This window comes from Enterobacter sp. SST3, from assembly GCF_000286655.1.
Lineage (GTDB): Bacteria > Pseudomonadota > Gammaproteobacteria > Enterobacterales > Enterobacteriaceae > Enterobacter > Enterobacter roggenkampii.
This window is the reverse complement of the sequence record NZ_ALNS01000004.1, coordinates 133,060-146,275: the sequence shown is the minus strand read 5'-3', so window position 1 is coordinate 146,275 and position 13,216 is coordinate 133,060. Positions and strand designations below refer to the sequence as shown.

Annotated in this window: 11 protein-coding genes; 7 read left to right on the top strand and 4 right to left on the bottom strand. The window is 55.9% G+C overall.

Annotation, left to right across the window (positions count from 1 at the left end):
* The first annotated feature begins 204 nt into the window (after window positions 1-204).
* Complete coding sequence (locus tag B498_RS19210) at window positions 205-690, top strand: GNAT family N-acetyltransferase (RefSeq protein ID WP_008499673.1); 486 nt, start codon at window positions 205-207, stop codon at window positions 688-690.
* On the opposite strand, the gene galR is transcribed toward B498_RS19210, so the two are convergent.
* A complete protein-coding gene (gene galR, locus B498_RS19215) occupies window positions 651-1,667 on the bottom strand; it encodes an HTH-type transcriptional regulator GalR (RefSeq protein ID WP_008499672.1) in 1,017 nt (338 codons plus the stop codon). The genes B498_RS19210 and galR overlap by 40 nt on opposite strands.
* 425 nt (window positions 1,668-2,092) lie before the next feature.
* Here galR and aas point away from each other — a divergent pair, with 425 nt between their 5' ends.
* The gene (aas, locus tag B498_RS19220) at window positions 2,093-4,252 is read left to right on the top strand and encodes a bifunctional acyl-ACP--phospholipid O-acyltransferase/long-chain-fatty-acid--ACP ligase (protein WP_008499671.1); all 2,160 of its coding nucleotides are present in this window, start codon (window positions 2,093-2,095) and stop codon (window positions 4,250-4,252) included.
* The gene (gene lplT / locus B498_RS19225) at window positions 4,245-5,438 is read left to right on the top strand and encodes a lysophospholipid transporter LplT (protein WP_008499670.1); all 1,194 of its coding nucleotides are present in this window, start codon (window positions 4,245-4,247) and stop codon (window positions 5,436-5,438) included. Before aas ends, lplT begins: the two co-directional genes overlap by 8 nt.
* Window positions 5,439-5,530: 92 nt before the next feature.
* Here the strand turns inward: lplT and B498_RS19230 are convergent, their stop codons facing one another.
* The 3 genes from B498_RS19230 to mutH all read right to left on the bottom strand — a co-directional run bounded on the left by B498_RS19230 (window position 5,531) and on the right by mutH (window position 7,742).
* Window positions 5,531-6,571 carry an NADP(H)-dependent aldo-keto reductase gene (locus B498_RS19230; RefSeq protein ID WP_008499669.1) on the bottom strand — a complete coding sequence of 347 codons (1,041 nt, stop codon included), beginning with the start codon at window positions 6,569-6,571 and terminating at the stop codon, window positions 5,531-5,533.
* Window positions 6,572-6,702: 131 nt separating this feature from the next.
* Window positions 6,703-6,921 (bottom strand): YgdI/YgdR family lipoprotein, encoded by a 219-nt coding sequence (locus tag B498_RS19235; protein WP_008499668.1) that lies wholly within the window; start codon window positions 6,919-6,921, stop codon window positions 6,703-6,705.
* A 128-nt stretch (window positions 6,922-7,049) separates the two neighbouring features.
* The gene (mutH, locus tag B498_RS19240) at window positions 7,050-7,742 is read right to left on the bottom strand and encodes a DNA mismatch repair endonuclease MutH (RefSeq protein WP_008499667.1); all 693 of its coding nucleotides are present in this window, start codon (window positions 7,740-7,742) and stop codon (window positions 7,050-7,052) included.
* A gap of 683 nt (window positions 7,743-8,425) precedes the next feature.
* Here mutH and rppH point away from each other — a divergent pair.
* The 4 genes from rppH to thyA all read left to right on the top strand — a co-directional run bounded on the left by rppH (window position 8,426) and on the right by thyA (window position 13,084).
* Complete coding sequence (gene rppH / locus B498_RS19245; RefSeq protein ID WP_013098553.1) at window positions 8,426-8,956, top strand: RNA pyrophosphohydrolase; 531 nt, start codon at window positions 8,426-8,428, stop codon at window positions 8,954-8,956.
* Between the two features lie 12 nt (window positions 8,957-8,968).
* A complete protein-coding gene (gene ptsP, locus B498_RS19250) occupies window positions 8,969-11,215 on the top strand; it encodes a phosphoenolpyruvate--protein phosphotransferase (RefSeq protein WP_008499665.1) in 2,247 nt (748 codons plus the stop codon).
* A gap of 192 nt (window positions 11,216-11,407) precedes the next feature.
* Window positions 11,408-12,283 (top strand): prolipoprotein diacylglyceryl transferase, encoded by an 876-nt coding sequence (lgt, locus tag B498_RS19255; RefSeq protein ID WP_008499664.1) that lies wholly within the window; start codon window positions 11,408-11,410, stop codon window positions 12,281-12,283.
* A 6-nt stretch (window positions 12,284-12,289) separates the two neighbouring features.
* Complete coding sequence (gene thyA, locus B498_RS19260; protein ID WP_008499663.1) at window positions 12,290-13,084, top strand: thymidylate synthase; 795 nt, start codon at window positions 12,290-12,292, stop codon at window positions 13,082-13,084.
* The last annotated feature ends 132 nt before the right edge of the window (window positions 13,085-13,216 follow it).

The window sequence follows — 13,216 nt, the reverse complement described above, 5'->3', positions numbered from 1 at the left end:
CACGTAACGATCTGCAGTTTACCACAGAGCTTATGCCGTATAAGCGATGCGGGAAGCGCAAAAACTCTGCCACGATCACGCTTTTTGGTAACGATTCGTCCGGCCAGCCTGAAGTCAAACTCAATAGCCTGACTCTGGTAAGATAATCACCGAACCGGGCTGGAGCATCAGGCCAGTAAATACATGAGAAAATGCAGGTGAAACATGAATAAGGCTGTCATCCTCCCGCTTTACAAGGCGCCACACTTCGCAGAGCAGGTTACTGACTGGATCTGGCAGGCCTTTGGCGAAGGGCTTCCTCGGGAATTTTTCCACAGTATTGTTGAGCACAGCCAGACGCCGGGGGCATTACCATTGACGTTTATTGCCGTTGAAGGCGAACAGCTTCTCGGCACGGTGGGACTCTGGCGCTGCGATTTGATCACCCGTCAGGATCTCTGTCCGTGGCTGGCGGCGCTCTACGTTGACGACGCGGCGCGAGGCAAAGGGCTGGCGGGGCAGCTTCAGCAGCATGTTATCGCTTACGCCGCGCAGTCCGGGTATGAGGAGCTCCATCTCTGGTCTGCCTGCCGCGACTTCTACGAACGTTACGGCTGGCAGTATATCGGTGATGGGCTGGAATACCCCAACACGCGGGTGCACCTCTACCGTTATTCGCTCTGCGCTTCTGCAGGCGACGCAACGGAGTGACGACGGACCAGCGTCGGGCTAAACAGATGGGTAATTTCCGGCGGCTGGCGCTGTTCAGCCAGCGCTAGCGCCAGCTCGGCGGACTGCGTTGCCATGGTGATGATCGGGTAGCGCACGGTGGTCAGACGCGGGCGAACGTAGCGGGAGACCAGCACGTCATCGAAGCCAATCAGCGAAATTTCCGCCGGTACCTCAATTCCGTTGTCATTCAACACCCCCATTGCCCCTGCGGCCATAGAGTCGTTATAGCTGGCAACCGCCGTGAAATTCCGTCCGCGGCCCAGCAGTTCGGTCATGGCCTGTTCACCGCCGCTCTCGTCCGGTTCACCGTAGGCCACCAGACGGTCATTACACGGCAGCCCGTTTTCACGCAGGGCATCGTAGTAGCCCTGCAGACGGTCTTCCGCATCAGAAATGGGGTGATTGGAACAGAGATAGCCAATCCGGGTATGGCCCTGCTGAATCAGGTGCCGCGTGGCAAGCCAGGCGCCGTAGCGGTCGTCGAGCGCCACGCAGCGTTTCTCAAAGCCGGGAATGATACGGTTGATAATCACCATTCCGGGCATCTGCTTCATCAGGTGAATCAGTTCGGCATCCGGGATCATTTTAGCGTGAACCACCAGCGCCGCGCAGCGGTGGCGGATCAGTTGCTCGATAGCCTGGCGTTCCTTTTGTTCGTTATGATAGCCATTGCCGATCAGCAAAAAATTGCCTGTCTGATAGGAAACCTGTTCAACCGCTTTCACCATGGCGCCGAAAAAAGGATCAGAAACATCGCCCACCACCAGACCAATCGTTTCTGTGGACTGCTGGGCGAGCGCGCGAGCGTTGGCATTGGGATGATAATTCAGGGATTCCATGGCGCTTTGTACCGCCTGACGTGATGCGTCACTGGCCTTTGGTGAATCATTAATCACGCGCGAGACGGTTGCCACCGACACGCCAGCCAGACGGGCCACATCCTTTATTGTCGCCATTCATTACCTTCTTATTGGGGGTAAGCGTTTACACACCAAATAGTGTTGCGGAAAAGCGGCGTGCATTCAAGGGGAGCGGATTTCCGCTCTCCACAAACGTGACGCAGCACACCCCTGGCGGTGTAATCGTTACACGCCCAGTCATGTCTGAAAAATGTGAATCTGAACCTTTAGTTACACTTTGCCTCAGGCTGTTGCGATTGTCCGATAGCAAGGGCGTTAAAGAGGTTGATACAGTTGAGATCCCAGAGGTATTGATTGGTGAGAATTCTTAGTACGGTTTCGTACTCATCTCTTGCACCAACCTGCGCGGATGCGCAGGTTTTTTTTCGCCTCCACTTTTGCTGTCGCTCCCTTATCACTTCTCGTGTAATCTGCCACCATTTACTAATAACCCTCCACACTGGCTGGCAAAGGGAGTTGAGATGCTATTTGGGTTCTTCCGTACGCTTTTCCGTATTCTTTTTCGCATCCGCATCACTGGCGACACCCGGGCGCTTAGCGGCGAACGCGTTTTGATCACACCAAACCATGTTTCCTTTATAGACGGCATCCTGCTGGCGCTGTTTTTGCCCGTGCGTCCGGTGTTTGCGGTGTATACCTCCATCAGCCAGCAGTGGTACATGCGCTGGCTCTCGCCGCTGATTGATTTTGTGCCGCTCGACCCGACAAAGCCGATGATGATTAAGCATCTGGTACGTCTGGTCGAGCAGGGGCGCCCGGTGGTCATTTTCCCTGAAGGACGGATCTCCGTGACCGGTTCGCTGATGAAAATCTACGACGGCGCGGGGTTTGTTGCGGCGAAGTCAAAAGCGACCGTGGTGCCGCTGCGTATTGAAGGCGCGGAGCTGACCCATTTCAGCCGTCTGAAGGGGCTGGTGAAGCAGCGTCTGTTCCCCAAAATCACGCTGCATATCCTGCCGCCAACGTCATTACCGATGCCCGACGCGCCGCGTGCCCGCGATCGCCGTAAAATCGCCGGGGAAATGTTGCATCAGATCATGATGGAAGCGCGTATGGCCGTGCGCCCGCGCGAAACGCTCTACGAATCCCTGCTTTCCGCGCAGTACCGCTATGGCGCGAAGAAAAACTGCATCGAAGACATTAACTTTACTCCGGATACCTATCGCAAGCTGCTGACCAAAACCCTGTTTGTGGGGCGTATTCTGGAGAAGTACAGCAAAAAGGGCGAAAAGATTGGCCTGATGCTGCCTAACGCGGGCATCAGCGCGGCGGTGATTTTCGGTGCGGTTTCCCGGGGCCGTATTCCGGCGATGATGAACTACACGGCGGGCGTGAAGGGGCTGACCAGCGCGATAACCGCTGCGCAAATCAATACCGTATTCACCTCCCGCCAGTTCCTGGACAAAGGCAAGCTCTGGCATCTTCCCGAGCAGCTCACTCAGGTGCGCTGGGTCTTCCTGGAAGATCTGAAAGCGGACGTGACCACCGGCGACAAGCTGTGGATTTTTGCGCATCTGCTGATGCCGCGTCTGGCCCAGGTCAAACAGCAGCCGGAAGATGACGCGATTATCCTCTTCACGTCGGGTTCTGAAGGCAACCCAAAAGGCGTCGTCCACAGCCACAAGAGCATTCTGGCAAACGTTGAGCAGATCAAAAGCATTGCCGACTTTACCGCGAACGACCGGTTTATGTCGGCGTTGCCGCTGTTCCACTCCTTTGGCCTGACGGTGGGGCTGTTTACCCCGCTGCTGACCGGCGCTGAAGTGTTCCTCTATCCCAGCCCACTGCATTACCGCATCGTGCCGGAACTGGTGTATGACCGTAACTGCACCGTGCTGTTCGGGACCTCTACCTTCCTGGGGAACTATGCGCGTTTTGCCAATCCGTATGACTTCTATCGCGTGCGGTACGTGGTGGCTGGCGCAGAAAAACTGCAGGAGAGCACGCGGCAGATCTGGCAGGACAAGTTTGGCCTGCGCATCCTCGAAGGCTATGGCGTGACCGAGTGTGCGCCCGTGGTCTCGATTAACGTGCCGATGGCGGCGAAACCGGGAACGGTTGGCCGCATTCTGCCGGGGATGGACGCGCGTCTGCTGGCGGTGCCGGGCATAGAGGACGGCGGCCGTCTGCAGCTGAAAGGGCCAAACGTGATGAACGGGTATCTGCGCGTGGAAAACCCAGGCGTGCTGGAAGCGCCGACGGCGGAGAACGTCAACGGCGAGGTTGAAACCGGCTGGTACGACACCGGTGATATTGTCCGCTTTGATGAACAAGGCTTTGTACAGATCCAGGGACGCGCGAAACGCTTCGCCAAAATCGCCGGTGAAATGGTCTCTCTGGAAATGGTGGAGCAGCTGGCGACAGCCGTGTCCGCCGAGAAGATGCACGCCACCGTCGTGAAGAGCGATGCCAGCAAAGGTGAGGCGCTGGTACTGTTTACGACCGACAGTGAGCTTAAGCGCGACAGATTACTGAGCTATGCACGCGAACACGGTATTCCTGAACTGGCCGTGCCGCGCGATATTCGCTACCTGAAACAGCTCCCGGTGCTGGGCAGCGGGAAGCCCGATTTCGTGACCCTGAAAGGCATGGTTGAAGAGGCGGAACAGCAAAATGCGTGAGTCAGTACACACTAACACTTCACTCAGGTCGAAAGGCATGATGGCCGTCATTGCCGCGCAGTTTCTCTCTGCGTTCGGCGATAACGCGCTGCTGTTTGCCACGCTGGCGCTGCTGAAAGCCGAGTTTTACCCCGACTGGAGTCAGCCGATCCTGCAGATGGTGTTTGTGGGCGCTTACATTATCTTTGCCCCGTTTGTGGGACAGGTGGCGGACAGTTTCCCGAAAGGCCGGGTGATGATGTTTGCCAACGGCCTCAAGCTGCTGGGTGCCGCCAGCATTTGCTTTGGCTTCAATCCGTTTATTGGCTACACGCTGGTGGGCATTGGAGCCGCCGCCTACTCCCCGGCGAAGTACGGCATTCTCGGCGAGTTGACCTCCGGGGATAAGCTGGTGAAAGCCAATGGTCTGATGGAGTCATCCACTATTGCCGCTATCCTGATTGGCTCCGTTGCGGGCGGCGTGCTGGCCGACTGGCATGTGTTGGCGGCACTGGGCGTGTGTGCAGTGGTGTATGGCGGGGCGGTCGTGGCGAACCTGTTTATTCCGAAGCTGCCTGCGGCTCGCCAGGGTCAATCCTGGCGATTTAAACCGATGACCGGCAGTTTCTTTACCGCCTGCCGCGTGCTGTGGCATAACGGTGAGACGCGTTTCTCCCTGATGGGGACCAGCATGTTCTGGGGCGCGGGCGTCACGCTGCGCTTCTTGCTGGTTCTGTGGGTGCCGGTGGCGCTGGGCATTACTGATAATTCGACGCCAACCTATCTTAATGCGATGGTGGCCATCGGCATTGTGGTTGGGGCGGGCGCGGCGGCGAAGCTGGTCACGCTGGAGACGGTCGCACGCTGCATGCCCGCAGGGATCCTGATTGGCGTTGTGGTGCTTATCTTCTCGCTGCAGCATGCGTTATTGCCCGCGTATGCTCTCCTCATCCTGATTGGTATTCTGGGGGGCTTCTTCGTGGTGCCGCTGAATGCGTTACTGCAGGAGCGGGGCAAGCAGACCGTCGGGGCAGGCAATGCCATTGCGGTACAAAACCTGGGTGAAAACCTGGCGATGCTGTTAATGCTGGGGCTCTACTCGCTGGCGGTAAAAGTGGGTGTGCCGGTGGTGGGGATTGGCGTCGGGTTTGGCGGGCTGTTTGCGATTGCGATTGCGAGCTTGTGGATGTGGCAACGTCGCCGTTGATATCTGGCCGGGTGGCGGCTTCGCCTTACCCGGCCTACGTTTGCGCACCTGCAGGCCCGGTAAGCGTAGCGCCACCGGGCAAAAGTATCAGGCTACGGTGCAGGATAAGTATAAACCTGGTGCACCGCTTCAATCTCCGCTAACACCTCTTCACTCAGGTTCAGATGGAAACTCTCAATATTGGTTTTCAGCTGTTCCATCGTGGTTGCGCCCAGCAGGGTACTGGCAACAAACGGCTGACGACGCACGAAGGCCAGCGCCATCTGCGCAGGGTCAAGACCGTGACGCTTCGCGATATCCACATAGGCGGCAACGGCTTTCTGCGTCTGCTCGCCGCTGTAGCGGGTAAAGCGGCTAAAGAGGGTATTACGCGCACCGGCCGGTTTCGCACCGTTCAGGTATTTCCCCGTCAGCGTGCCGAAGCCGAGACAGGAGTAAGCGAGCAGCTCCACCTCTTCATACTGCGTCACTTCGGCCAGACCCACTTCATAGCTGCGGTTAAGCAGGCTGTACGGGTTCTGGATAGTCACGATACGCGGCAGATCGTGCTTATCCGCCAGGTGTAGATAGCGCATGACCCCAAAGGCCGTTTCGTTAGACACGCCAATGTAGCGGATTTTTCCCGCACGCTGGCATTCGGTCAGCGCTTCCAGCGTTTCCAGTAGCGTCACGGTGGGGGCGCTCTCATTCCAGCTGTAGCCGAGCTTACCAAAGCAGTTGGTTGACCGCTGCGGCCAGTGCACCTGGTAGAGGTCGAGATAGTCGGTTTGCAGACGCTTGAGGCTGGCATCCAGCGCGGCGCGGATATTTTTGCGATCGAGGATCTGGTTCGGGCGGATCCCGGTATCGTTGTTGCGCGCGGGGCCACTGACTTTGGAGGCAATTATCAGCTTTTCACGGTTGCCGCGTTTTGCCAGCCAGTTACCGACGTAGGTTTCGGTAAGTCCCTGCGTCTCAGGACGTGGCGGAACAGGGTACATCTCTGCGACATCAATCAGGTTAATGCCCTGGCTGACGGCGTAATCGAGTTGTGCATGGGCATCGGCTTCGCTGTTTTGTTCACCAAATGTCATCGTGCCCAACCCAAGTTGGCTAATTTCCAGAGCGCTGTGGGGGATACGGTGATAATGCATAGCCGGCTTCCTCAGTAGACTTATAGACCGCGTCAGGCCGTGCCCGACAAAGGAATATAAACATGGCAGAGGGGAAGCAAAAGGGGAAGAAAAAAATCAAAAAGGCCAGCAAGCGACTGACCTCTCTCTGTTTATCGCTCGATAATTTGCGAGACTTCGTCGCGATTGATCTGCATTTTATTGCCTTCCTGGTCGCGGTAGCTGACCAGACCGGTATCATCGTCGACTTCGGGTTTGCCGTCGGTCAGGATCATTCGACCATCTTTTGTCGCCATGACGTAATCGCTGCTACAGCCCGATACAGCAAACGCTAAACCGACTGCTGACACTAACACTGCCCATTTTTTCATCGTTATCGTCCTCATCTGGCTTGTATCAAATCATAATCTAGTATTAACCCGATATAGCGACTTGAGGAAGCGGTAAAATCTTAAAAAGCAGTCGATTATGTTCGAGAGCTCTCAAAATAAGTAAAAAACTATGTTTTCAACAGGAAATGACGTGCAAGTAGTGCACCGGTGAAATTCTTTTTGAGATAAAAACCGCGCGGCAGCGTCAGGATAGGCTCGCCCTGCGCGCCGATTGCCTCGGTAAGTGCTTTACTGTTGGCCGCTTTCGGACGCAGCTGTAATACTTCTCCGTGTCGGGCGGTGATACGCTCTACCTGCCCAAGCACAATCATGTCCATCAGTTCCTCCCAGTCCAGACGCAGCTGATGCTCCTCATCCTCGTCAGGGCTCCAGAGCAGCGGCGCGCCAACGCGACGGTCAGCCAGGGGGATCTGACGCTCACCCTCAACCGGTACCCACAGTACGCGCTTCAGCTTGTGGCGAACGTGGCTGGTTTCCCAGGTTACGCCGGTATTGCCGGTTAATGGCGCAACGCAGACGAAGGTGGTTTCAAGCGGCTTGCCCTGGCGGTCTACTGGGATGGTTTTTAACTCCACGCCAAGGGCTGCAAAATCCTGCTCGGGTTTGCTCCCTGCGCTGGCACCCAGCCACAGCTCCAGCAGCATACCGATCCAGCCTTTATCCTGCTTCAGATCCTTTGGGATCGGAAGCCCGGCCATTGCCGCCAGCTCGCCAAGCGAAAAGCCAGCCAGACGCTGTGCCTGCAGTAGCAACTGGCTCTCGCTGGACGGTGGTGAGAGCAAGGGTGTAAGCGGGTGCATGACGGTAACCTTTTGATTAAAAAATAAACGAAGAAAATGTCCCCTGTGGATAGAGTTTAACTATTTCTGTACCAATATGACATCTCTATGATTTATAGGATTTTTTATTGGTCTGAAATCGTTCCGCCTGGGTGAGAAAACCGGTTGTTCAAATCTGGTCACTGACAATGAACAGGATCTTACACCATGTTATCCACAGAAAAATGGGATAACTGGGCATAACCCTGACTACTGTTTCCATTTACAGCCTTGACGTGCAATGAAAATCGAATTTTCAAACAAATTGTGACTAACTTATTGGCACAATCTGTGGATAAAACCGACGCTGTTCGATCTTTCATCAGTGCGACGATCCCTGATGTGACGATCGTCACGCTAATCAGTTTTTTGTTTATCTCAATGCGTATAACAATATGAAAATAATCATATTAATGGAGTGGGGTATAAAAAGACGTTTTGTGGTGCTTGAGGTTGTTCATCGGTAATCAGACACTTCTTCACAACTATATCCACAGAAAAGGTGAATAAAATTCCCTTTGCTGTCTCATATCTGTTTATAACTCCGCACATATTTGTGAGTTATTCAATTGTTATTAGCTTGCAGGCCTGTAAGAGAGTGGTTTACCGCCTCCCTGTAGTGTGAAACAATCATTCATATATAAGGTTTAGTTTGGGGTAGTCCGGTGATTGATGACGATGGCTACCGCCCAAACGTAGGAATAGTAATTTGTAATCGTCAGGGCCAGGTGATGTGGGCCCGTCGATATGGTCAGCACTCCTGGCAGTTCCCGCAAGGCGGGATCAATCCTGGAGAGTCCCCAGAACAAGCGATGTACCGGGAGCTTTTTGAAGAGGTCGGTTTGAGCCGAAAAGATGTTCGCATCCTGGCTTCGACCCGCAACTGGTTGCGTTACAAGTTACCGAAACGTTTGGTGCGTTGGGACACAAAGCCGGTTTGTATCGGCCAGAAACAGAAGTGGTTTCTGTTGCAGTTGGTGGGCAACGATTCAGACATCAATATGCAAACCAGCAGTACGCCGGAGTTCGATGGCTGGCGCTGGGTGAGCTATTGGTATCCTGTTCGTCAGGTCGTGTCATTTAAGCGCGATGTTTACCGTAGGGTGATGAAAGAGTTTGCAAGTGTGGTGATGCAGCTTCAGGAGATCCCGCCTAAGCCGCAGAGCGCACCTGCCTGGCGACGTAAAAGAGGTTAAGCTACGCAAATCATGCTCACCCGCTTGCGAGAAATAGTCGAGAAGGTGGCCAGCGCGCCGCGTCTGAACGAGGCGCTGAATATTCTGGTCACCGACATCTGTCTTGCGATGGAGACCGAGGTCTGTTCGGTGTATCTGGCCGACCACGATCGGCGCTGCTATTACCTGATGGCGACCCGTGGTTTGAAAAAACCGCGTGGACGCACCGTAACGCTCGCATTTGATGAGGGTATCGTGGGTCTGGTTGGGCGACTGGCTGAACCCATTAACCTTGCTGACGCGCAAAAACACCCCAGCTTTAAATACATTCCTTCCGTAAAAGAAGAGCGCTTCCGCGCTTTCCTTGGCGTGCCGATTATCCAGCGTCGCCAGCTGCTCGGCGTGCTGGTTGTCCAGCAGCGTGAGCTACGTCAGTACGACGAAAGCGAGGAGTCATTCCTCGTCACGCTTGCCACGCAGATGGCGGCGATCCTCTCCCAGTCTCAGCTTGCCGCGCTCTTTGGCCAGTATCGCCATACGCGCATTCGTGCCCTTCCGGCCTCGCCAGGCGTGGCGATTGCTGAAGGCTGGATGGATGCCACGCTGCCGCTCATGGAGCAGGTTTACGAAGCCTCAACGCTTGATGAAGCGCTGGAGCGCGAGCGTCTTACCGCCGCGCTGGAAGAGGCCGCGAATGAATTTCGTCGCTACAGCAAGCGCTTTGCTGCAGGCGCGCAAAAAGAGACGGCGGCCATCTTTGACCTCTATTCGCACCTGCTTTCCGATGCGCGCCTGCGCCGTGAGCTTTTTGCGGAAGTGGATAAAGGCTCGGTCGCGGAGTGGGCGGTTAAGAAGGTCATCGAAAAATTTGCCGATCAATTTGCGGCACTGACCGACGGTTACCTGAAAGAGCGCGCAGGCGATCTGCGCGCCCTGGGGCAGCGCCTGCTGTTCCATCTTGATGACACCATTCAGGGGCCTAACGCCTGGCCAAAACGGTTTGTTCTGGTCGCCGATGAACTCTCAGCAACGACGCTGGCTGAACTGCCGCAGGACAGGCTGGCTGGTGTGGTGGTGCGCGATGGTGCCGCCAACTCGCACGCCGCCATTATGGTGCGCGCGCTGGGTATCCCTACCGTTATGGGGGCGGACATTCAGCCGTCGGTGCTTCATCGCCGTACGCTGGTGGTCGACGGCTATCGCGGTGAGCTACTGGTCGATCCTGAGCCGGTTCTGCTCCAGGAATACCAGCGTCTTATCAGCGAAGAGAATGAATTAAGCAAGCTGGCGGAAGATGACGTTAACCTGCCCGCCCAGCTTAAGAGCGGTGAGCGGATCAAAGTCATGCTCAACGCCGGTTTAAGCCCTGAGCATGAAGAGAAGCTGGGCAGCCGCATCGACGGCATTGGCCTGTACCGCACTGAAATCCCGTTCATGCTGCAAAGCGGTTTCCCCTCTGAAGAGGAGCAGGTGGCGCAGTATCAGGGCATGCTGCAGATGTTTAACGACAAACCTGTCACCCTGCGAACCCTGGACGTCGGGGCGGATAAACAGCTGCCCTATATGCCGATCAGCGAAGAAAACCCGTGCCTGGGCTGGCGTGGGATCCGCATTACGCTCGATCAGCCGGAGATCTTCCTGATCCAGGTGCGCGCGATGCTCCGCGCCAACGCGGCGACGGGCAATCTCAGCATCCTGCTGCCGATGGTCACCAGCATCGATGAGATCGACGAAGCGCGTCGGTTGATCGAACGTGCAGGCCGTGAAGTGGAAGAGATGATCGGTTATGCGATTCCGAAACCGCGGATCGGCGTCATGCTTGAAGTGCCGTCTATGGTCTTTATGCTGCCGCAGCTGGCGAACCGGGTTGATTTTATCTCTGTCGGCACGAACGACCTGACGCAATATATTCTGGCCGTCGACCGTAACAACACCCGCGTCGCCAGTATCTATGACAGCCTGCATCCGGCGATCATTCGCGCCTTAGCGATGATTGCCCGTGAAGCGGAGCAGTACGGCATTGATTTACGCCTGTGCGGTGAAATGGCCGGGGACTCCATGTGCGTTGCGATCCTGATTGGTCTGGGATATCGCCATCTGTCGATGAACGGTCGCGCTGTTGCCCGCGTGAAGTATCTGTTGCGGCATATTGACATCAATGATGCCCGCGAGCTGGCTGAACGTAGCCTTGAGGCGCAGCTGGCTGCTGAGGTTCGCCACCAGGTCGCGGCGTTTATGGAACGACGCGGTATGGGCGGTCTGATCCGCGGCGGCCGCTAAAGCCTCTCTCCCTCTCCCTGTGGGAGAGGGCACCAGCGCGCATAAAACCCTATACACATCTTTTACATCTCGGGCGCATCCTCCGCGCCCGCCTTGTGCTATGATTCGCAACTTTGGAGCCTCTGCTTACGGCAGAATCGCATTTCTACCGCTGTCCACTTTCAGCGGAATAACAACATCTTGTGGTGACAGATGAACAGTGGTTATCTGCATTTTCCGGAATTTGATCCGGTCATTTTCTCAGTAGGACCTGTTTCGCTTCACTGGTACGGTCTGATGTACCTGGTGGGCTTCATTTTTGCCATGTGGCTCGCTGGCCGTCGCGCCAGCCGTCCTGGCAGCGGCTGGACTAAAAACGAAGTTGAAAACCTGCTCTATGCGGGCTTCCTCGGCGTGTTCCTGGGTGGCCGTATTGGGTATGTGCTGTTCTATAACTTCCCGGTATTCCTGAATGACCCTCTCTATCTGTTCCGCGTCTGGGACGGCGGCATGTCCTTCCACGGCGGCCTGATTGGGGTGATCCTGGTGATGGTGATTTTTGCCAAACGCACCAAACGCAACTTCTTCCAGGTGTCAGATTTCATCGCACCGCTGATCCCGTTTGGTCTCGGCGCTGGTCGTCTGGGCAACTTCATCAACGGTGAGCTGTGGGGGCGTGTCGACCCGAGCGTTTCCTTTACCATGCTGTTCCCGGGGTCGCGCGCGGAAGACATGGCGCTGTTGCCGTCGCACCCTGAGTGGCAGTCCATTTTCGATACCTACGGCGTGCTGCCGCGCCATATGTCCCAGCTGTACGAGCTGGCGCTGGAAGGCGTGGTGCTGTTTATCATCCTCAACCTGTTTATCCGCAAACCGCGCCCGATGGGGGCTGTCTCCGGCTTGTTCCTGATTGGCTATGGCGCGTTCCGCATCATCGTCGAATTCTTCCGCCAGCCGGACGCCCAGTTTACCGGCGAGTGGGTACAGTACATCAGCATGGGGCAGATCCTCTCCATTCCGATGATTGTCGCGGGTGCCATTATGATGATTTGGGCGTATCGTCGTCGTCCACAGCAACAACTTTCCTGAGGAACCATGAAACAGTATCTTGAATTGATGAAAAAAGTGCTCGATGAGGGCACGCCGAAAAATGACCGCACCGGTACCGGTACGCTCTCCATTTTTGGCCACCAGATGCGCTTCAACCTGCAAGAAGGCTTCCCGCTGGTGACGACAAAGCGCTGCCACCTGCGCTCGATCATTCATGAACTGCTCTGGTTCCTGCAAGGCGATACTAACGTTGCGTATCTGCACGAAAATAACGTCTCCATCTGGGACGAATGGGCAGACGAGAACGGCAACCTGGGCCCCGTTTACGGCAAGCAGTGGCGCGCATGGCCCACGCCTGATGGCCGCCATATTGACCAGATCACCACCGTGATGAACCAGCTGAAAAACGATCCGGACTCGCGCCGCATCATCGTTTCCGCCTGGAACGTTGGCGAGCTGGATAAAATGGCGCTGGCGCCGTGCCACGCGTTCTTCCAGTTCTATGTCGCTGACGGCAAGCTCTCCTGCCAGCTCTACCAGCGCTCCTGTGACGTGTTTCTCGGCCTGCCGTTTAACATTGCCAGCTATGCGCTGTTAGTTCACATGATGGCGCAGCAGTGCGACCTGGAAGTGGGTGATTTCGTCTGGACCGGTGGGGATACCCATCTCTACAGCAACCATATGGAACAGACGCATCTCCAGCTAACCCGCGAACCGCGTGCGCTGCCGAAGCTGATTATCAAACGCAAACCGGCATCCATCTTCGACTACCGCTTTGAAGATTTCGAGATTGAGGGCTACGACCCGCACCCGGGCATCAAAGCGCCTGTTGCGATCTGATGCGGTAAAGCCTGACATAACCGGTGCTCTTTAGCGCCGGTTTTTTTTCGCCTTTCTCCCGTTTCCCGAAGCGCTATCCAGAAAGCGTGCAACGCGCTGCAACCCTCCTAATGCTGCGGATAACGCCTCGCA